The sequence below is a fragment of the Micromonospora sp. IBHARD003 genome (genome assembly GCF_056106285.1).
Map to the genome: position 1 here is coordinate 6,713,695 of NZ_JBWBBX010000001.1, position 19,656 is coordinate 6,733,350.

20 protein-coding genes are annotated in these 19,656 nt (G+C 69.6%); 6 read left to right on the top strand and 14 right to left on the bottom strand.

The window, feature by feature from the left end:
• The first annotated feature begins 20 nt into the window (after nt 1–20).
• Nucleotides 21–551: a hypothetical protein gene (locus ACTWOL_RS29465; protein WP_474299863.1), complete on the top strand. Its 531-nt coding sequence runs from the start codon at nt 21–23 to the stop codon at nt 549–551.
• A 50-nt stretch (nt 552–601) separates the two neighbouring features.
• On the opposite strand, the gene ACTWOL_RS29470 is transcribed toward ACTWOL_RS29465, so the two are convergent.
• Together ACTWOL_RS29470 and ACTWOL_RS29475 are read right to left on the bottom strand one after the other, a co-directional pair.
• Nucleotides 602–1,867, bottom strand: coding sequence for a DUF418 domain-containing protein (locus tag ACTWOL_RS29470; protein WP_474299864.1), 1,266 nt, complete (start codon nt 1,865–1,867; stop codon nt 602–604).
• Between the two features lie 76 nt (nt 1,868–1,943).
• The gene (locus ACTWOL_RS29475; protein ID WP_474299865.1) at nt 1,944–2,855 is read right to left on the bottom strand and encodes a helix-turn-helix domain-containing protein; all 912 of its coding nucleotides are present in this window, start codon (nt 2,853–2,855) and stop codon (nt 1,944–1,946) included.
• 295 nt (nt 2,856–3,150) lie between these two features.
• Between ACTWOL_RS29475 and ACTWOL_RS29480 the strand changes: the two genes are divergently transcribed.
• Nucleotides 3,151–4,164, top strand: a complete 1,014-nt coding sequence (locus ACTWOL_RS29480) for a zinc-dependent alcohol dehydrogenase family protein (RefSeq protein WP_474299866.1) — start codon at nt 3,151–3,153, stop codon at nt 4,162–4,164.
• Nucleotides 4,165–4,170: 6 nt separating this feature from the next.
• Here ACTWOL_RS29480 and ACTWOL_RS29485 read toward each other — a convergent pair whose 3' ends face one another.
• The 4 genes from ACTWOL_RS29485 to ACTWOL_RS29500 all read right to left on the bottom strand — a co-directional run bounded on the left by ACTWOL_RS29485 (nt 4,171) and on the right by ACTWOL_RS29500 (nt 6,593).
• A complete protein-coding gene (locus ACTWOL_RS29485) occupies nt 4,171–4,554 on the bottom strand; it encodes a peptidase inhibitor family I36 protein (RefSeq protein ID WP_474299867.1) in 384 nt (127 codons plus the stop codon).
• Between the two features lie 43 nt (nt 4,555–4,597).
• Nucleotides 4,598–5,137: a hypothetical protein gene (locus tag ACTWOL_RS29490; RefSeq protein ID WP_474299868.1), complete on the bottom strand. Its 540-nt coding sequence runs from the start codon at nt 5,135–5,137 to the stop codon at nt 4,598–4,600.
• Nucleotides 5,134–5,511: a hypothetical protein gene (locus tag ACTWOL_RS29495; protein WP_474299869.1), complete on the bottom strand. Its 378-nt coding sequence runs from the start codon at nt 5,509–5,511 to the stop codon at nt 5,134–5,136. The genes ACTWOL_RS29490 and ACTWOL_RS29495 overlap by 4 nt, the downstream gene beginning before the upstream one ends.
• Before the next feature lie 443 nt (nt 5,512–5,954).
• A complete protein-coding gene (locus ACTWOL_RS29500; RefSeq protein ID WP_474299870.1) occupies nt 5,955–6,593 on the bottom strand; it encodes an HAD family acid phosphatase in 639 nt (212 codons plus the stop codon).
• A gap of 425 nt (nt 6,594–7,018) precedes the next feature.
• On the opposite strand from ACTWOL_RS29500, the gene ACTWOL_RS29505 reads away from it, so the two are divergent.
• A complete protein-coding gene (locus ACTWOL_RS29505; RefSeq protein WP_474299871.1) occupies nt 7,019–8,419 on the top strand; it encodes a PQQ-binding-like beta-propeller repeat protein in 1,401 nt (466 codons plus the stop codon).
• Between the two features lie 107 nt (nt 8,420–8,526).
• Here the strand turns inward: ACTWOL_RS29505 and ACTWOL_RS29510 are convergent, their stop codons facing one another.
• Entirely contained in the window at nt 8,527–9,753 is a 1,227-nt protein-coding gene (locus tag ACTWOL_RS29510) for a cytochrome P450 family protein (protein ID WP_474299872.1), read from the bottom strand.
• Nucleotides 9,754–9,921: 168 nt separating this feature from the next.
• On the opposite strand from ACTWOL_RS29510, the gene ACTWOL_RS29515 reads away from it, so the two are divergent.
• Nucleotides 9,922–11,202 (top strand): FAD-dependent oxidoreductase, encoded by a 1,281-nt coding sequence (locus ACTWOL_RS29515; protein ID WP_474299873.1) that lies wholly within the window; start codon nt 9,922–9,924, stop codon nt 11,200–11,202.
• 19 nt (nt 11,203–11,221) lie between these two features.
• On the opposite strand, the gene ACTWOL_RS29520 is transcribed toward ACTWOL_RS29515, so the two are convergent.
• From ACTWOL_RS29520 to ACTWOL_RS29540, 5 genes are all read right to left on the bottom strand, one after another.
• Nucleotides 11,222–11,626: a VOC family protein gene (locus tag ACTWOL_RS29520; RefSeq protein WP_474299874.1), complete on the bottom strand. Its 405-nt coding sequence runs from the start codon at nt 11,624–11,626 to the stop codon at nt 11,222–11,224.
• Between the two features lie 115 nt (nt 11,627–11,741).
• Complete coding sequence (locus ACTWOL_RS29525) at nt 11,742–12,440, bottom strand: NADPH-dependent FMN reductase (protein ID WP_474299875.1); 699 nt, start codon at nt 12,438–12,440, stop codon at nt 11,742–11,744.
• Between the two features lie 223 nt (nt 12,441–12,663).
• Nucleotides 12,664–13,755, bottom strand: coding sequence for an MBL fold metallo-hydrolase (locus ACTWOL_RS29530; RefSeq protein WP_474299876.1), 1,092 nt, complete (start codon nt 13,753–13,755; stop codon nt 12,664–12,666).
• A 154-nt stretch (nt 13,756–13,909) separates the two neighbouring features.
• A complete protein-coding gene (locus ACTWOL_RS29535; RefSeq protein ID WP_474299877.1) occupies nt 13,910–14,380 on the bottom strand; it encodes a MarR family winged helix-turn-helix transcriptional regulator in 471 nt (156 codons plus the stop codon).
• A gap of 99 nt (nt 14,381–14,479) precedes the next feature.
• The gene (locus ACTWOL_RS29540; protein WP_474299879.1) at nt 14,480–14,863 is read right to left on the bottom strand and encodes a cupin domain-containing protein; all 384 of its coding nucleotides are present in this window, start codon (nt 14,861–14,863) and stop codon (nt 14,480–14,482) included.
• Nucleotides 14,864–15,017: 154 nt separating this feature from the next.
• On the opposite strand from ACTWOL_RS29540, the gene ACTWOL_RS29545 reads away from it, so the two are divergent.
• On the top strand, nt 15,018–15,785 hold the full coding sequence (locus tag ACTWOL_RS29545; protein ID WP_474299880.1) for a DUF427 domain-containing protein: 768 nt from the start codon (nt 15,018–15,020) through the stop codon (nt 15,783–15,785).
• Between the two features lie 215 nt (nt 15,786–16,000).
• On the opposite strand, the gene ACTWOL_RS29550 is transcribed toward ACTWOL_RS29545, so the two are convergent.
• Nucleotides 16,001–17,230, bottom strand: coding sequence for an N-acetylmuramoyl-L-alanine amidase (locus tag ACTWOL_RS29550; RefSeq protein ID WP_474299881.1), 1,230 nt, complete (start codon nt 17,228–17,230; stop codon nt 16,001–16,003).
• A 615-nt stretch (nt 17,231–17,845) separates the two neighbouring features.
• On the bottom strand, nt 17,846–18,280 hold the full coding sequence (locus tag ACTWOL_RS29555) for a VOC family protein (protein WP_474299882.1): 435 nt from the start codon (nt 18,278–18,280) through the stop codon (nt 17,846–17,848).
• A gap of 566 nt (nt 18,281–18,846) precedes the next feature.
• On the opposite strand from ACTWOL_RS29555, the gene ACTWOL_RS29560 reads away from it, so the two are divergent.
• Complete coding sequence (locus ACTWOL_RS29560; RefSeq protein WP_474299883.1) at nt 18,847–19,524, top strand: hypothetical protein; 678 nt, start codon at nt 18,847–18,849, stop codon at nt 19,522–19,524.
• Nucleotides 19,525–19,656 lie beyond the last annotated feature (132 nt).

A 19,656-nucleotide genomic window follows, 5' to 3' on the forward strand; every position in this document is an offset into this window, starting at 1 on the left:
GCCTTGCGTAGGCTCGGCCCATGGACTTGAGCGGCAGGAACTGGGGCGCCACGCGCCTGGAACACCAGGCGCACTACCCGTGCGACCGTCTCGTGGACGGCCCGGTCGACGGCTGGACACGCGCGGTCGACGTGGCCGCGCCGCCCCGCCTGATGTTCCGCTGGCTGCGTCAGCTGACCATCGCGCCGTACAGCTACGACTGGATCGACTTCAGGGGACACAAGAGCCCTCGCGAACTCACGGCCGGTCTACCCGATCTGACCATCGGTCAGCCCTTTATCGTCTTCGAGATCGTGGAATTCGAGACCGACGCGCACATCACCGGCGTACTGCCCGCCGCGCTCGCCGAGCGGCACGGGCAGATGGCCGTCAGCTACAACGTGAGCCCGCGCGGGGACGGCTGCCGCCTGCTGGTCAAGGTCGCCGGCGAAGCCGGCGGGCCGCCGGCCCGCAGACTGCGCCGCCGGATGCTGGCGTGGGGCGATCTCGTCATGATGCGCAAGCAGCTGCTGACGCTCAAGGAACTGGCCGAGCGCGACGCCCGCGCGTAGGGGGCTTTTGGCGGGTCTCCGCGGCGTCGCGACACGGAGAAGCCCCTGGCTCAGCGCCGTAGCGCCCACTTCTGCACGGACTCCAGCGGACCGTGGGAGAACCGCCGCAGCCACAGCGTGGAACCTGCCATCAGGACGCAGCACACCGCTGCCCACAGCCCGATCACCCACCACGGCCGGGCCGTGTCGCCGAGCCGGTCGGCGAGACCGAGGCCGATGCCGTACGAGGCGAGCGCGCACAGCAGGTTCTGGAGCACGTATCCCGACAGGGCCGTCCGCCCGACGGAGGTGAGCCCGTTCGTCAACGGGCCCGGCCGCCGCAGCCGGTCGACGACGGTGCCGATCAGACCGATGTAGCCGAGCGCCACCAGCGGGGCGGCGCCGTACCGGCTCAGCAGGAAGAAGTCCGGCCCGGCGAGGGCTGTGACGGCGGTGAGCGGTACCCCGAGGCCCAGGCCCCAGCCCAGCATCCGGGCGCGGATCCGCCGGCCCGTCTCGTCGCAGCCGAAGGCCCCGGCCCGGAACAGCCGGACGCCGAGCAGGAAGAGGAAGACGAGGAGCCCGAACGAGATCAACGGTTCCATACGCAGGGCGAAGGCGTTCTCCAGCCGGAAGGCGATCTGGTCCGCGTAGCTGCCGTTCGCGTAGAGGTCGACGACCTCGGGCGCGACGCCACCGCCGCTGCCACCGCCGTCTCCGGCCTTCTCGCCGTTGACCGCGATCAGGGCTGCGGTCAGTCCGCCCATCACGAGGAGGTGGCAGCCGCCCGCCCACCACATCACGCGGCGTCGGGCCCGGTCCGAGCGCGTCAGCAGCCAGGCGACGAGCAGTGCGGTGACCGCGTACCCCATGAGGACGTCCCAGGCGAAGACGAGGACGAAGTGGAGCGTCCCTTCGGCGAAGAGGAAAAGAGCCCGCCATCGGTATCTGCCGGGCCACGGCTGTCCGCGCCGCGCCGCCGAATCGAACTGGATTGCGAGGCCCACGCCGAACAGGATCGTCAGCATCGACAGGAACTTGCCGTCCGCGAGCAGACGGAAGAGGCTTTCGGCGGCGTCCGGCAAGGATCCCCACCGGATCCCACCGCTGCCGCCCTCCAGGATGCCCCACTCCGCACCAGGGCCGGTGAAGACCCACACATTGGTCATCAGCGTGCCCAGGATGGCGGTCCCCCGCAGCACGTCCAGCAGGGGGAGCCGGCTGCCCGGGGCGCTCGTCGGTGCGGCGGGCGGGGCGGGCATGGTGTCGGTCATGTACTCATCGTCGGCGGCGTTGCTCCGCCATTCCTCGCCGCCGAAGACGAAAGCCCGCTGCATCGAAGGATGTAGACGGCCCCGGCCCGGTTCCTCCGCAGGCCTGACAGGCCTGCCCGGCAAGCTCCGAAGGACACCTTTACGGCTCTTCCTCCCGCCCGGGCAACGACGACCCGGCGAGGGCGTCGACGAGCCAGCAGTGCACGATCCCCAGATTGGGACGCAGGTCCGGCTTGAGCAGGGCGACATGCTGCCAGTAGCGGCTGAACAGGGGGATGGTGCTGCGTAACTGCGCGCCCATGAAGGCCCGGAAGCCGGGAGTGTCGTCTTCGCCCCGGGAACGTGCGCAGGCAGCCGAGAAGTGGTCGAGTGCCTCACCCGGCTGCGGCGGCAGACCGGCCTCGACGAGGGAGTCCGCCAGTTCCGATGCGTCGAGCAGCTCCGCGTAAAGCGAAGCCTTGTCCCGTACGTTCGGGCATGCCCAGTACAGGGGGAAATCCGGGCGGGCGGTCAGTGCGTGCAGTTCGGCGTAGGCGAGGACGGCATGCGCCGACGGGTCGTCGGGCGGGTCCGGAACGGCCTGTTCGGTGATGGCGTCGACGAGCCGCACGGGTATGGAAGCGGGGATCGTACGGCGCCAGGAGCGGGCCAGGTCCTCATGCGCCTCGGGCAGGTGCTGTACCCGCGACAGTACCTCCAGACGGCGCAGACGCTCCGGTCCCGAACAGTCGTCCAGAGCCCGCAGGGTCGCCTCGCGCCAGCGCAGCTCCGTCAACCGCTTCTGCACCAGGGCGAGTTCGTCGGTCACCAGATCGGCGAGGCTGCGCTCACCCGTGGCCACCCGGGCGACCGTGGCGATCGGGGTGCCCAGGGCGCGCAGCCGCTGTATCAGCCGCAGCTGCTCCAAAGCCTCCGGCCCGTATCGGCGATGGCCGCCGGTACTTCGCTCGGCCACGGACAGCAGGCCGATGTCCGAGTAGTACCTGATGGTCTTCACCGGCAGGCCACTGCGAGCCGCGAGATCCCCGATCGTCCATGTGACCTGCTTCATAATCCCTTGAACCTCCAGTGCACGGGAGCTTTTAGCGTACGAAGCGTCGGTTGCGGAGGTGCGGGGAGCCGGGAACGGTTCGGCTGCCCGGCACCTCACGGGAGCGACCGACCCACGACCGGGCCGCGATCTTCGCGGTCCTGTGGACGCCCGGCTGACCACGGGGGTACGACCCAGCCGGGTGCACGGGGGACGGGGTGGCTCGGGCCCGCCACGCAAGTGGCGCCCGAGCCACCCCCATGGCGGCTGCTCGGGCCACGGGCGCGAGGTACGTTGGCGCCAGGAGGTGACACCCATGGCACCTGGGATTCCCGCGACGATGAGGGCGTGGGTGGTCCCTGCTCCGGGCCGCCTCGAGCGCGTGGAGCTGCCCGTGCCGGCGCCCGCGCCCGACGAACTGCTCGTCCGCGTCCGCACCTGCGGGGTGTGCCGCACCGATCTGCATGTACGCGACGGCGATCTGCCGCCGCACCGGACACCCGTCGTCCCCGGACACGAGGTGGTCGGGGACGTCGTGGCGTCCGGCGCGCGATCAGACGGCTGGACCATCGGTACGCGTGTCGGCGTCCCGTGGCTGCGGCGTACATGCGGCCGGTGCCCGTACTGCGTCCGGGGACGGGAGAACCTCTGTCCCTTCTCGCAGTACACGGGCTGGGACGCCGACGGGGGATACGCCGACTACGTCACCGTCCCGGCCGCGTACGCCTATGAACTGCCGCCGGGATACGACGACGCGGAGCTCGCCCCCCTGCTGTGCGCGGGGATCATCGGCTACCGGGCGCTGCGCCGCGCCGAACTCCCGCCCGGGGGGCGGCTCGGCATCTACGGGTTCGGGGGCTCCGCCCATCTGACGGTCCAGGTCGCCATCGGCGAGGGTGCGGTGGTGCACGTCCTGACCCGGTCGGAGGCCGCCCGCTCCCTCGCGAGGGAACTCGGGGCGGCCTCGGCGGGCGACGCGTACGATCGCCCGCCGGAGCCCCTGGACGCGGCCGTCCTCTTCGCACCCGTGGGGGATCTGGTGCCGGTGGCGCTCGAGGCGCTCGACGCGGGTGGGACGTTGAGCATCGCGGGCATCTATCTCACCGACATCCCGTCACTCGGCTATGAGCGCCACCTCTTCCGGGAGCGGACCGTGCGCAGCGTGACCGCCAACACCAGGGAGGACGGACGCCGGTTCCTGGCGGCGGCGGGCGAGCACCGTCTGCACGCGACGGTGACCCGCTACCCCTTCGAGGAGGCGGACAGGGCGCTGGACGATCTGGCGGGGGACCGGGTCAACGGTGTCGCGGTCCTGGACATGGCCTTGTGACGCCGGTCAGCAGCCCATGGCCCAGACATGGGAGTCGCCGCGGTCGTTGGCGGTCGCGTTGAAGCCGACCTCGTCGCCGGGACGCAGACAGATCGTCATGTCGCCGCCGGTGGAGGGGAATTGGATGGCATCCTCGTAGACCTTGACGTGGTCCTTGACGCCCGGACCGGAGATGCCGTGGTTCGCCCAGGAGGAGTCCTGGTCGGCGATCCAGCTCTCCCACCATTCGTCGTCACCCGAGGCGTTCATGCGCTGCCCGCCGAAGTTGGCCTCGGTCCAGACACAGAAGTTGCCGCTCGGACAGTTCGCGGCCGACGCGGGGGTGGCGGTGACCAGACATGCTCCGGCGGTGAGCAGGGCGGCGGCCAGCAGGGTCAGGGGGTGCTTCATATCGGGTGCCTTTCGTCGGTGCGGAGGATGCACGGATCACGGATCACGGATTCGGGTGTGGCCGGTCGGCCGTGGTGCTGTTCGCCCCGGACTGCTCGGCGGTCAGTACCGCTCTCGCTTCGGTGAGCGCGTGGGCGCGCAGTTCGCGGTAGGTGGCGCGATCGGCGGGCGGAGCCTTGGCGCCGAGGTTGTTGACGTGGGTGACGGCCCGGAACCAGCGGCGCTGGTCTCCGTAGAGCCGGCGCTCGGCGGCTGCCAGGCAGCCGTCGGTGTGGTGGCCGATGACGTGCCCGCTGGGGAGTGCGAGGGTGAGCTCGGTCGGGCCGGTGCCGAACAGCGCGTGTTCGACACGGCGGGCGTCGGCCTTGTCCGCGGGCGGGTGTCCGGGGCGTGGCGGGGGGAGCCCCTGGCCGATGAGGCAGCGGTCGGTGAGTACGAGCTGGGCGGCCTTGACCGTGTCGTCCGGGCTGAGCGAGACAGCCGGCCCGTGTGGCGTGGCGCAGGCACTCAGGCCGGCCGCCAGCGCGGCCGGCAGCAGCAGCGCGATCAGCGCCGGCGCACGTCCGCGTTTCCTCGTGCTCACCCGGGCTCGCAGTCGGCGTGGGGCGAGGTGTCGACGGCGTCGAGCTTGTCCCACCACTCCCAGTTCTCGGAGTAGTCGCCGCCGTAGATCGTGCGTTGCAGACAGGGGCCCTTGCCGGGGAAGTGCAGGGCGTACACGGTCCTGTCGACCTGTGAGGCGAAGGATCTGGCATGCCGGTGCACATGGTCGGCGGGCACGGCGAAGCCGCCGGGCGACGGGTTGTAGCACCAGCCGCCTCCCGGGCCGGTTTCCCCCGGCTCGGGCCAGAAGCAGACGTGCCCGGGCAACGCGGAGGCGGAGGGGGTGAGTGGGGGCGCCGTGGTCAGGGCGAGGGCGGCGAGGACGCCGGCAAGGGCGAGGACGGAGCGTTTCAATTCGGCTTCCCGTAAGGAGGTCAACGGTCACGCGCTGACTTCCCATGCCCTGCCGCAGATACGCACGGTGACGGGCTTCGTCACCCGGAGTAGCGAGTAGTCATATCGCTGCTGTCCCGGCAGCCCCAGCGGCCACGTGGGGGGCGCGGTGTGCGAGTCCGCGCCCGACTCCCGTGTCTTCCGCGTCCGATTGTGGGACCGGCGCAGAGCCCCTTCAGGCGCTGCGGTGCGAAACGAACTGCTCAGTCATGAGCTGTGATCGGGTAGCCGGAGCCCATCGCTGAGCCCCGGCCCCTGCTGCGGCGCCGTTCGGCCCGATGGGCCGCCGGAGCGGAGCCGTCCGGGGGCGCCGCGATACGGGGTGCCTGCGCAGGTCGGCAGAACTGATACAGGGCACCCCAGACCCGCGTAGACGTAATCCGACTGTCAACTGTCCATTCCTTCTACTGCAGTTGGCCGTTGTAGTCCGGAAGCTTGAAGGTGCGCTCGGCGTGCCCGCCTTCCAGGTCGGTGCTCCGGTTGCCGATGTTCGCGACAATCGTGTGGCCGTCGTTCTCGATGGAGCGACGGCAGTCGGTCTTCACGGACTCCTTGGACGCGTCGTCGCCGGACTTCCGCATGCACAGGCCGTCGACCGGGAACCCGGCGTCCTCCAGCTGCGCGGCTGTCCTCTCGCGCCCCGACTCCTTCCGGTTGGTGACAAACATGACAAGGGCCCCCTTGTCCTTTGCGAACCTCGCCAGGTCGAGGGTGGCCTTGATCGGCTTCTGGTCGTCGAAATCGGTTGCCAGTGAGGTGTTGTCGATGTCCAGCACGATCGCGACATCCTCACCACCGCCCCGCAGGCGCTCGGCAAGGAAGTCCTGGGCGGGCGCGAGGGCTTCGGAGGCATCGCTCAGCCACTGTTCCTTGTTGGGCAGGGAGGTGTCGTCGTCCACCACCTCCTGCCGGTCGTCGGACCGTGCCCCGGGTGACTCACCGGCGAACGCCCCCGACACCACCGTGCCTGCGACGACCAGACCGCCGATGGCGGCGAACATCCCTATGCGGCCCAGTTCCTCTTCTTGACATGACTCATTCAAACCTCCGGAATCGCGTAACTCCGTTTGCTCCCAAGGCTGTTCCTGCGGGAGTGGCTGCCACGCAATACGCAGGGCCGGGTCCGGATGTTCAGCGGAGAACGGGCACGGAGGTGCGCCTCTCCGTCCGGTGCTTCCGTACGTACGGGACGATGGCAATGATCCTCATCCGACTCCCGCGCCCCCATGGGGCAGCTCCGCTATTCCCGCCCTTCCGGTGATCACCGGTTCAGTGGCGGCGTTCGCTCACGGAACGTCAGATCCCTGCGCAGAGAAAAGTGTTACGCGTACGACGTTTGCGGATGCCGCACCATTTCTGGTCCGTAGTTTCCGAATTCACGGTTACGTCCTCCCTTTCGCGCGCTTGACGCTGCCGTGCTCCGGCCCTTGAGTGGGGCCCGACCTGCTGTCAGCTGGGGGGATCGAGCATGTCCGCACCGCGATTTCGTGTGTCGATCAATGGTTTCTGGTGCCGTAATGAAACCTGGGACGACGCTTTCAACTGGGACGGAAAACACGACGAGGTGTTCATCGATGTCAATACGAAGGTGGTCGACGCACAGGGTGCGGTGATCCAGAACTTCGACAGTGAAAGCGAGTTGATGGGCGACACCTACCGTCTGCCCAATCGTGTTCAGGCGGGCTCCGCATCGGACCGCGGGGGGATCGTCACCGGCGACCGGTTCCCGCCGACGGCCACACCCTGGCTGCGCTCCGGCCCGCTCAACGCACAGCGGGTCCCCCCGTACAGCATCTGGGAAGGCGATCTGCGCCCCGGCCAGGACATGGTGCTGCTGACGCCGACGGTCTGGGAGTGGGATCCGGGCGCGGGTTTCTGGGACGGCTGGCTCGCCTGGCAGGTCCAGGTCGACGACCGGTACGGCAAGCGGGCCAAGGACATCTTCGGAAAGATCTGGCCCGTCTCGTCGCCCGTGTTCGACGCGGTGTCGCTCGGCATCCAGACGGTCGGCTCGATGGCCGGGATGTGGTCACCGTTCGGAAAGTCGATGCGCCGGCCGGTCGGTATGCACCGCAACCCGGACGACCCCGACGGAGTGCTGTTCAACCCGGTCACGATCGCGCTCGACAGCGAGACGGCCGAGTACCTCGTCAGCCACAACCTGCAGGGATACGGCGACGGGATCGTCGAGGTGAGGTATGTGGACGACCCGTACCTCCGGGGCGTCTACTCCCTCTTCGTCCAAGTGGAGAAGATCCGCGACGCGAGCGACGAGTGGGCGGACGTCGGCCACGCCAACGGCGTCGTCTCGATGGCCGCGGCCGACGGCCGTCTGTTCGCCGTCACCGCCGACAACGGGCTGTGGATCCGTGACGCGGTGCTCCACGACATCGACTGGACGCAGACGGGCAAGGCGCCAGGAGCGTCCGGTCTCGCCGCCACGGGCGGGCGCCTGTTCTGCGCGACCGCCGAGAACAAGCTCTGGACCCGTGAGGCGCTCCCGTCCGACATGCAGTGGACCCACGTGGGCCATGCCAACGGAGTCGTCGGCATGGCCGCCATCGACGGCTCGCTGTTCTGTGCGACGGGGAACGACCGGCTCTGGTCACGGCCGCCGCTGCTCACGGACACGCACTGGACGGACGTCGGCCACGCGAACGGCGTCAAGGCGATGGCCGCGGCGGCAGGCAGCCTCTACTGCGTCACCGGCGACGACCGGCTCTGGTGCCGGCCGCCGAGCCCGACCGATGTGCCCTGGACCCCCGTTGGTACGGCAGCGAAGGCCACCGCCCTCGCGGGAACCAGCCAGGGCCTGTTCATGGCCACATCGGGGAACCGGCTCCGGTACCGGTCCCTCGCCCTGGGGTAGCACGCGCGGACCGACCGGATCACCAGAGCCTGTCGGTCTCGCCCGGGTAGAGCTCGATGCGGCCGTGAGGGAACGAACTCACGCCTGTCCGGTGGGGGTGGAGGCCCTCACGTCTGTCCGGTGGGGGTGAAGGTGACGGGCAGACGCTCCGGGCCGCGCAGGCCCCCGGGCCTCCACCGCACCTCGCCGGGCGGCACCGCAAGGGCGAGGCCCGGAAGCCGGCGCAGCACCGTGCCGATGGCGACCTGGCCCTCGAGCCGGGCGAGCGGCGCCCCCAGGCAGTAGTGGATCCCGTGCCCGAAGGCCAGGTGGGCGTTGTCGCCCCGGGTGATGTCCAGGCGGTCGGGATCGGCGAAGCGCTCCGGGTCGCGATCGGCGATGGCCGAGGCGACCACGACCGTCGCACCACGCGGGACGGCCACGCCCCCGATGGTGACGTCCTCGCGCGCGAACCGGGCGACGCCGGGGCTGACCGGCCCGTCGTAGCGCAGGAACTCCTCGATCGCGCCCGGCAGCAGCTCGGGGTCCTTCCGCAGCAGCGCCAGCTGGTCGGGGTTGGCGAGCAGTGCCGCGACGCCGCTGCCGATCAGGTTCACCGTGGTGATGTATCCGGCCGCCAGCAGCAGGAACGCCATGGCGATCAGCTCGTCCTCGTCCAGGCGCTGTTCCTCGTCCCGGGCGGTGATCAGCGCGCTCAGCAGATCGTCCCCCGGCCGGGCCCGCTTGGTCTCCAGGAGCTTGGTCAGATAGGCGCGCATCTGCTGCCAGGCCGCGTCCACCACGGCCGGATCGGGCATCTCGGCCCTGCGCAGGATCATGTCGTCGGTCCAGCGCTGGAAGTCGTGCCGGTCCGTGACGGGCACCCCGAGAAGCTCGCTGATCACCGTGACCGGGAGGGGCAGGGCGAAGTCCGCCACCAGATCGGCCCGGCCGGCCGGTGCGAAGTCGTCGATCAGCCGGTCGGTGATCTCCTGGACACGCGGCCGCATCTCGGCCACCCGCCGTGCGGTGAAGGCCTTGGACACCAGCCGGCGGAGCCGGGTGTGGTCGGGCGGGTCGGTACGGAGCATGTTGCTCAGCATCGACTCGCGTTCGGTGGACGGCAGCTGCTGCATCAGCCGCGGGTCCGACGCATCGCGGACGTCGCTGCTCAGCCTCGGGTCCGAGAGGGCCGCCAGCCCGTCCTCGTACCGCGTGACCAGCCAGGCCTCCACACCGCCTGCGACGACGGCGCGGCGCACCGGGCCGTCCTCGCGCAGCTGCCGGTAGAGCGGGAAGGGGTCGGCGACGAAGGCCGGATCGGCGTAGGGCAGAAGGACGGGCTGCTGGCTCATCGGTGCCTCCCGGAGTGCCTTGCGGCGCGATCGCGGCCGACGGGAGCGGGGCCCGCTCGATCCTGAACGATGACGCCAACCACTACTGATGGTGACTGTTCGGGTCGATTCTGAGGGTATATGTGCCAGTGTGGCGGAACCCGGGATGGGCCGAAGGGAGCGGTGGCCATGGAACGTGCCAGGAAAAGCGCCACGGAAGCGGCCAGGGACAAGGCCACCGAGCGGACGACGTGCTGTGTCGTGGGCGGCGGCCCTGCCGGAATGGTGCTCGCCCTGCTGCTGGCCAGGGCGGGAGTGAAGGTCACGGTCCTGGAGAAGCACGGCGACTTCCTGCGTGACTTCCGCGGCGACACCGTGCACCCCTCCACGCTGGCTCTGCTGGAGGATCTGGGATTGGCCGAAAGGTTCGCCCGTCTGCCGCAACGCAGGGTGTCGTCGGTCCAGCTGCCGCTCGGACCGGACCGTTCGCTCGTCACCGTCGGCGACATCGGTGCACTGCCGGGCAAATACAACTACATCGCCATGGTGCCGCAGTGGGACCTGCTCGATCTGCTCGTCGACGAGGCACGCCGCGAGCCGTCCTTCTCCGTACGGATGAACACCGAGGCGACCGCCTTCCTGATGGAGCGGGGCCGGGTCACGGGGGTGCGCTACCGCACCTCTGACGGCGGCACCGGCGAACTGCGGGCCACCCTGACCGTCGCCTGCGACGGCCGGGGCTCACTGGCCCGCTCGCTGCCCGAGCTGGGACTGCGGCAGTTCACCTGTCCGATGGACGCCTGGTGGTTCCGGCTGCCCCGGCGCGAGGACGATCCGCACGGGCTCGTAGGGGGCGCGGGCGACCGGTTCCTCAGCGCCATGATCGACCGCGGGGACTACTGGCAGTGCGCCGCGCTCATCCCCAAGGGCACCGACTGCCCGCGGCGCGCCGTCGGCCTCGAGCGCTTCATGGCCGAGTTCACCACGGCCGTGCCCTGGCTCGCGGACCGGGTGGGCACACTGTCGTCCTGGGACGAGGTCAAGCTGCTCGACGTACGGCTCGACCGCCTCCGGCGCTGGCACCGGCCGGGACTGCTGTGTATCGGTGACGCGGCGCATGCGATGTCGCCGGTCTTCGGCATCGGCATCAACCTCGCCGTCGAGGACGCCGTGGCCGCCGCCCGCCATCTCGTCGGGCCGCTGCGCACCGGTACGGTCGGCCTCCGGGACGTGCGTGGGGTCCAGCGCCGCCGCTGGCCGACGACGGCCCTGACCCAGGCGCTCCAGCGGGTCGCTCACGGGTGGGTGATCGAGCCGGTGCTGGCGGGCCGCCCGCCCTTCAAGGACGCCGGACGCGCCCGGCGCATGACGGAGCTGATCACCACGTCGCGGTGGCTCAACCGGGTGCCGGCGTACTTCCTCGCCTACGGTGCGCTGCGTGAGCGCCCGCCGGCCGTATCGGTGCGCTGACCCGCTGCGGCTCGCCCGGTCACCGCCGTGCCTCGCTCAGTTCGAGCAGGTGGCCGTCCGGGTCGCGGAAGAAGCAGCGGATCTCCACGCCATGGTCCACCGGCGGTGTCAGGAACTGCGCTCCCCGAGCGCGCAGCGTCTCGTACGCGGACCGGCAGTCGGGCACCCGGAAGGTCATCTCGTGACTCACCCGGTCCGGGTCACCGGGCGCGGCGAACGTCACTCCGGGCTTGTCGGCGGTGGGACCGCCGCCGGTGACGAGCAGCAGCCAGGTCCCGCACAGCCGCATCACCGCGCTGGTGCCGCCGTACTCCCGTACGAGCTCGGCACCGACGACATCGCGGTAGAAGTCGCGGGCCCGGGCGGCGTCGGCGACCACCAGCAGATGGGTCAGCTCTGTTCCCTCGGGGAATCCGGCGGTCATCTCCCCTCCTTCGGTGGGTCGGGTTTGGGATCGTGGTCGGGTTCGGGTTCGGGTTCGGGTTCGGGTTCGGGTTCGGGTTCGTGGTCGGGTTCGGGTTCGGTATGGCGGTCCGGGGTCAGGCCTCGGCGCGCTGGGTGACCTCGGCGCTGCTGCGGTCGCCGAGGAACTCGTACCAGCGGTGCTGCAGGCACGGGTACTGGACGTCCGCCTCGACCAGGCCCAGGAACGAGTCCACGGTGGCCGCGAGACGCTCCTGCAGCCCGCCGTCGGTCAGATCGCCGCTCTCCGTGAAGGCCTGGTGGGCGGCGGCGAGACTGAACATGCTCGGGTAGACGCGGGCCCCGAGATGCTCCAGCGGTACGCGCAGGGCCCACAGACCCCGGTTGCCGCCGACCATGGACGGCGACGCCGAGACCAGCAGCGTCTGCTTGTCCTTGAACGGCTGCGGCCGGAAGCGGGAGACCCAGTCCACGGCGTTCTTCACTGTGCCCGGCACCGAGGCGTTGTACTCGGGGGAGGAGATGACGAGCGCGTGGGCCGCCTCGATGCGCTCGCGCAGGGCGGTGGATCCCGGGGGCGGTCCCTCCGCCTCCTCGGCGTCCCCGTCGTACGGAGGGACGCCGAAGTCCCGCAGACCCGCGAGGTCGACCGTGGCGCCGGTCTGTCCGACGAGCCGGGCGACGAGCGTGGCCAGACGCTCGTTGAGGGAGTCGGTCCGGGAAGACCCGGAGAGGACGAACACCCGCAGGGCCGTGCGGCCGACGGGTGGGGACGGCACTGCCGAGCCGTCCGGGGCAGGGTGGGAATCGGTCATGATCGCGCCTTTCTGATCACCGGATCGAGCTCATCACCGGTCGAGGGCGTGGGCTCCTTCCCTCCCCGTGTCGATCATGACGCCGACGTCCTCCTCGTGCACCCGTGCACGAGGGATACGGGGAGGGGAAGCCGTTGTCGTCGCGCCGGCGTCGGCGTCGGCCGGTCCCGGCGGTCACTTCGCCACCTGCCGGAACCGGCCGGACCTGGGCACTGCGCAGCGGTCAGGGGCGTACCGCGAACGGCCCGAGGACGCCGTAGTCGATCCTCAGCGACTCGAGCATCGCGAAGGCGTTGTCGACGGTGAAGACGTCCGCCGCGCCCAGACGGTCCACCCAGGCCGGCACCACAGCGTCACCAGCCCGCCCTGCGACCGTGTCGAGGTAGGTCTTGAACACCGCCCAGGGGTTGTCGGGGTACTGGGCGAACATCGGCGTCGGGTCCACCGAGGCGATCGCGTCCCGGGTGTGGCGCTCGAGATCGTGCATGTAGGCACGCTGGAGCCGCACGTCCTCCCGTGTGCCGAGCCTGGTGAGATGCCCGCCGACGTAGGTGTGGAACGGGAATTCCAGCGCCTGGTCGTGGGCCTCGATCCATGCCGGGATGTCCGTGGACATGGCGAGGTTCTTGAACGGCACCCAGCCCGGGAACACGACGTCGACGAGCATCAGCACCCGCTGCCTCGGCGCGTACACGAAGATGTTGTCCGGACTGTGGTTGGGGCCCTTGTACACCAGCTTCAGGACTTGGTTGCCGACCTCGAGCCGCAGCTTGTCGGAGAAGACACGCGTCGGCAGCGGACGGTTCGGGTCCCGTGCATCGGACAGCAGCCGGCGGGTCTGCTCGTGCGCGATCCGGACCGCCTTGGCCGGGTAGATCCCGGCCGCGCCGATGTGGTCGGCGTGATGGTGCGAATAGACCACGTGGGTGATCGGCTGGGTCGTCACCTCGGCGATCGCCCGGAGGATGTTGTGGCCGAGCGTCGGCGGTGCGTCCACCACCACGACGCCCGCGCCCGTCACCAGGAAGATCATCTGGTAGCTGCCGTCGGTGAGCCAGTACAGCCCGTCCTGGATCTCCTCGACGAGGTAGCCCTTCTTCGGGATCAGCGGACCTCGCGCGTTCGCCGGGATGGGGGCGTAGCCGGCCGCCGTCTGCCCGGCGGCGTGTGCGGTCCCGGCCGGCAGCAGCGGATCGAGCAGGGCTGCCGCGGCCGGTACCGAGGCGGCGAGGGCGGAGTACCGGAGAATCGACCGCCGGTCGGGCTGGGGTGTGGGTTCGGGCTGCTCGCTGAACGGCCCGTTCGTCGTCGGCATGGCTTCGTCTCCTTACGACGCCTGCGTCCTGAGGTTGACACGTCAACTTTTGGTTGATGTGTCAACCTGCCTGTCGCCATCAATGTAACTCCAGATGGTTGAAGTGTCAACCAAATGCTCTCGGGGGTGTGCGGGGGCGGCCGTCGTCGGCGTCCTACGGGGCTTCGGCGCCCCCGCGCAGCCGGCGCGTCACGGCCCCGGAGATCTCGGCGAGCTCCTTCAACTGCTCACGGGAGAGTGCCTCGACGAAGACTCGGCGCACATTGGCGGCATGCAGCGGAGCCGCCGTACGGATCGCCTCCAGCCCCTCGGGGGTGAGCACGGCGAAGGCGCCGCGTGCGTCGGTGGGGCACTCCTCGCGCCTGAGCAGCCCCCGCTGCTCCATCCGGCGGACCTGGTGCGACAGCCGGCTCTTCTCCCACCGCGCCTGTGCCGCGAGATCCTGCATACGCAGCCGGTGGCCTTCGGCCCCGGACAGCGGGGCCAGTACGCGGTAGTCCGCCATGGACAGCCCGCCGGCTTGGCGTAGCCCCCGGTTGACCTGCTCTTCCAGCAGCTGGCTCATGGCCACGAAGCCCTGCCAGGCCCGTTGCTCCACATCGTCAAGCCATCGGGGTTCGGTCACCGGCTGAGCCTAGCCCTGCGCTGGTTGACGCATCAACCCGGTGCTTTCCCCGGACGGCCCGATCCGGCCCTGGAATCCGGGCGGCCGTCCCGGTCGGGCTCACCAGGGGCCCTGTTCGGGCCTCGCCTCATCAGGGTCCTCCGGCCACGGCGGCACCGTCGCCGCCACCACCCGCAGGCCGTCGGGGCCGCCCCGGAACTGGAACGCGGTCCCGAGCGGAATGGTCAGACAGACACCCGGGACGAGTGGGGTGACCTCCTCGTGCCCGTCCTGCCGACGCCACATGTCTCCACCACCGGAGACGACGTACCAGATCTCCTCCACGGTGGCATGCGAGACCGCCTGCGTCACCTGCCCCGGCGCCAGCTCGAACTGCGCGAAACTCGAGGCACCCGGCAGCACGCAGAGCGGCCGCACGGCCGCACCGTCCGGAGCGGTGACCTCTGGTGCCTCGTCAACTCTCGTCGTCAGAAAACGCGTCATCGTGATCCTTCGTCCGTGGTCCGCGGTCCAGGGGGTGTCGCCCGCCACACCATGCTGCAGGACTTCTTCCCGGCCCGGGCGTCATCGCGCCATGCCGACGCGGACTGCACCGCGCATCATGGGCGTAGGCGCAGTGGCGACCGTGGAGGCTGACATGAGCGACTACCCGGGCTCGATCGTGCCGGTCGACCACGTGGAACCGGTGCCCCGGCGCATCCGCGCACAGCTCGCCGGCGAGACCGTCATGGACACCGTCCGCGCACGATATGTGTGGGAGTGGAGCCACTACCCCCAGTACCACATCCCCATCGACGACATCCGGCCCGATCTGCTCATCGGCGAAGGGCGTACGCAGCACAGCAGCCGGGGGACCGCGGAGGTGCACGGACTGCGCCTCGGCGGGCTTCACCGGCCGTCCGCGGCGAAGGTGTTCCGGGACTCTCCGGTGGCGGGGCTCGCCGGGACCGTCCGGTTCACCTGGGACGCGCTGGACGCCTGGTTCGAGGAAGACGAGCAGGTCTTCGTCCACCCGCGCAATCCGTATGTGCGGGTCGACGCGCTGCGCTCGACGCAGCCGGTGCGGGTCGAGCTCGAGGGTGTGGTCCTCGCCGAGTCCGCCTCCTCGGTGACGGTCTTCGAGACGGGGTTGCCGACCCGGTACTACCTGGACCGGAACCAGGTCGACTTCGCACACCTCATCGCCACCGACATCGTCACCTCCTGCCCCTACAAGGGCACCACCAGCGGGTACTGGTCCGCCCGGATCGGTGACCAGGTGCACAACGATCTCGCCTGGACGTACGACTTCCCGACCCGCCAGCTGCTGCCCATTGCGGGGCTCGTCGCCTTCTACAACGAGCGCGTCGACCTCTTCGTCGGCGGGAGGGCTCTGGAACGCCCGTCGACCCCCTTCTCCCGGTAGCAGCACCGATGGGGTCCTGTCCGGCCGATCTCGCCGGGCCCGCGTCACTCCGTGATCGTGCGCGTTCGGCAGCACCCCGCCTCGGCCCCTTCGTCTTGGGGTGCCCGGCCCGGTGCTGCCGGACACGCGGTGGGACGCTCGCCTCGCGGGCCGGGTGACGTGCCCGGATCAGATGGGGGCCGCGCCCGTCCCGAGCGCGGCCCCGAAACCCACCGCTACCTGACGGAGTTGTAGGGGCGTTGTCCGGCGACCTGCTTGCGCAGGTCGGGGAGCATCTCGAAGAGCTTGCCGCCCGGGCAGGCCGTCACATTGACATCCCTGTGGCTGGAGATGACGTTCACATCGAGCACCGCGTCCTTCGGGTGCGGGTTGGTGCCGCCGCCTCCGGCCGAGACAAGCTGTGTCGAGCCTTCGGGATCGAGCTGGTACTGACCGAGCTTCCATGCCAGCAGGTCCGCCAGGCCCTTGACCATGGCCTCGCTGGGCCTGGGGTCGGGGCCGGTGTCCTCGCCGCCTTCGCTGTTGTTGGGCTCGAAGTTGCCCAGCATCGCCACACCGAGGGTGTTGGTGTTGAAGCCTTGTGCGTGGCCGCCGAGGATGCCCGGGATCGCACTTCCCGGCTTCATTTCGGTGGAACCCTTGCGACCTTCCCAGATGCCGCCGAAACGGTCGACGATGAAGTTGTAGGGGAAGTCGCCGTAACCGAGGTTCTTGATGTGGTGGATATAGATGCCGTTGATGATCTGTGGCACCTGCTCCTGGGTGTAGGCGTTTCCTGACACGGTGTGGTGGACGAGGGCGGCCTTGACGGAAGGCTGCAGCTTGTACCCGGGGTCGGCCAGAGACTCGTCGGCGCCCCAGTCCGTGCGGGACTTGACGGTCGGGGCTTCTGCCGCGGCCTGCGGCCGGCGGCGCAAGGAAGACGCAGTCGTCGTCTTGGACGCATTGATGTAGGACAGCCGCAGATCCTGCGGCAGGGTGCCCTTCGGCGACACGAAGCGGACCTCGACGCCGTCCGCGCCGCCCACGTAGAAGGCCGGGGCTCCCGCCCTCCTGGCCTCTTCGGCGACGCCTTCCTCCAACTCCAGCGGAATCTGACGCCACGATTCCCACGCGCCGTTGCGGTGGACCCGCGCCCGCGCGGTCAGCCCGCCGTCGACCACGGCGTTCTTCTTCCAGCTCAGTCCGATCGACGAGAAGCGTTTCCCGGTGATCTTCCCCGTGGTGAAGACCTTCTCGCTCCGCGCTCCGGCCTGCGTAGCCATGGCGTCAGATATCTTGCCCTTTGAGTCGGTGAGGGTCGTGTTCACCACCTGCGGCGCAACCCCCTCCTGGGCTGCCTCGACCGCGGTCACCGTGGAACCGGTACCCGCCGCCGCGACGGCAGGAACCGTCAGCGACAGCACTCCGAGAGCGACGGCGAAGGCTGTCTTGCGATATTTCATCGATTTCCTTAGAAGTAGTTCCCTCGGCGATGACGAGGCAGGACCGCGGAGCAAGTTCCGCCGGCTGCCGTAGGCATGGGCAGCACCGGCTTGTCCGCCGCAGCACCGGTGGGCTCTCGGTGCGCTCGATGCGCCTGTCGGGACAGTCGCGCCGAAAGTGCGTGCCGACCCGCTGGCTGCTGCACAGCCGTCGTCGCACTCTGGTCAAACGTCGCCACTGGTCCCGGCTTTCGGTTCGACGGGTACAGCGGGACAGCCCTGATGCCTTGTCCGGGACGTCAGGTGTGGTATCGGTGCTCAGGCACGGGATGCCGGGCAGTGGCGGGGGACTCACGGCCCGCACCCGGTTCCTACGCATCGTCGGGGCAAGCGGTTCACCCGTTCCGGGGTGGCACCGGAGCCGGCCTGGATGGCCCCGTTCACTGGGCTGAGCCCGGGGCAGTTCGGCAAGCTGGTACCGACGGCTTGGAAAGAGGAGCACAACACGGCGTTCACGCCGACATGCTCGGCACCGTCCCGCTGCACAACCTCGCCCTTGCGGGGTAACTCCTGCCCCCTACAAGACCGGAGAGGCCCAGGGAAGGTGGCGCCCCACCCTCCCGGCCCGGGGAATGGTCAGTCGATACAGAACTCGTTGCCCTCGATGTCCAGCATCGGGATGCACGACTCGTTTTCCTCATCGGCATACAGCGTTCGCACGTGGGTGGCGCCGAGTGCGACCAGTCGTGCGCACTCGGCTTCGAGTGTGGCGAGGCGCTCGTCCCCCACGAGACCGGTGCCGACCCGGACATCGAGATGCACCCGATTCTTGACGACCTTTCCTTCGGGGACGCGCTGGAAGAGCAGGCGCGGACCCACGCCTGAGGGATCACTGCAGGCGAACCATGATCCCCGCTTCTCAGGAGGCAGGGTGCGGTTGAAATCGTCCCAGGTGGCGAACCCCTCCGGTGGCGGCGGCATCACGTACCCCAACACTTCACACCAGAAACGAGCTAGGCGCTCAGGTTCTGCGCAGTCGAAGGTGACTTGGAACTTCTTGATCGCTGACATCGGCGCACCGTACCGCGTACCAACGGGGTCCAGCCGCCCATTTCCCCAGACGGATCCGCCCGTCACCCGTCGCATCCTGGGCCGCCTTGGACGCCAAGTGATCAAACCGGATCCCTTGGGGCCTGGCCGGCGGATGCCTCGGGGGAACTGTCGGTGGCGGGTGGCAGGATCGTCGACATGGCTTTCGTACGCACGACTCCGCCGCGGCGGTTCGATGTCACCGCGGTGTTTCCTGAGCTGGCTCCGTTGGCGCGAGCCGCAATACGGCTGCACCCGCGTGCCGGGTCGCCTTCGGTGCGGGACAGCTCGGTCGGGGGGCCGTTGCTGTGGCCCGCGGAAGAGTCGTGGCCGCACTGCGAGAGCGCACAACACCAGGACAGCGGCTTCCGCGAGTACCCGGCGGCAGTTCGACTCGAAAGACACAGGCTGGCCCGGCTGCACCGTGATCCCGAAGGCCCTGAGTACACGCCTGAGGAGTTGGCGGTCAAGGAGCGCAACGACGCGGTGCTCAGGGAGCGACTCGACCCGGCCCTCCGTCTGCGGAGTGCCCGGTACCCATGCTGCCCGTGGCTCAGCTGTATGTGCGTGATGTACCCCTGTTGCGGCCGCCCGGACAGGCTGACGTGCTCCAGGTGTTGTGGTGCCCTCACGACCACGAACCGGATGCCAAGCCTTCGACCGCACTGTTCTGGCGGTGCGCCGCGGAGGTGGGCGATGTCCTCGCCGTGCCGCCGGAACCGTATGAGGCGGAATGGGGAGGCTGCTATGTGCCGGAGCCGTGCCTGCTGGCACCGGAACAGATCACCGAGTACCCCAACTCCTTCGATCTGAGCGCGGAGTTGGGGCAACTGGTCGGGGACTGGAGCAGATGGCAGGCAGCTGACGTCGGCGTGGACAGTTCGTACGCGGACTATCCGCAGGAGTTCTACGACGCAGAGCTGGCTGACGCTCCCGGCTGGAAGGTCGGCGGCTGGCCCCCATGGGGCCGCACCGACTCGTATCCCCGCTTCTGCGCGACCTGCGACACCCGGATGGTCCCACTACTGACCATCGCCTCCTTCGAATGGGACGGCGGTTCTGGCAGCTGGGTACCGTACGAGGACCAAGCCGCAGCGTCCGCCGGTCGCGTCGCCGGCCAGAGCCCCGACCAGCCGACCGCGGTCCAAGTCGGTAGCACCGACAACATGCAGCTCTATGTCTGCCCGGCATCTCCGGAGCATCCGCACACCGACCTGATCCAGTGAGCTGTCGCCGAGCCGGCCCTTAGGTCCTGTCCGGGCCAGGGGGTTTCTGATGGATCTCCGTGGAGGAAGGAGCGGCGACCGGTGCGGTGAGAGTGAGTGCCGGGCGTCGCGACGCCGCGGAGATCCGTCAGA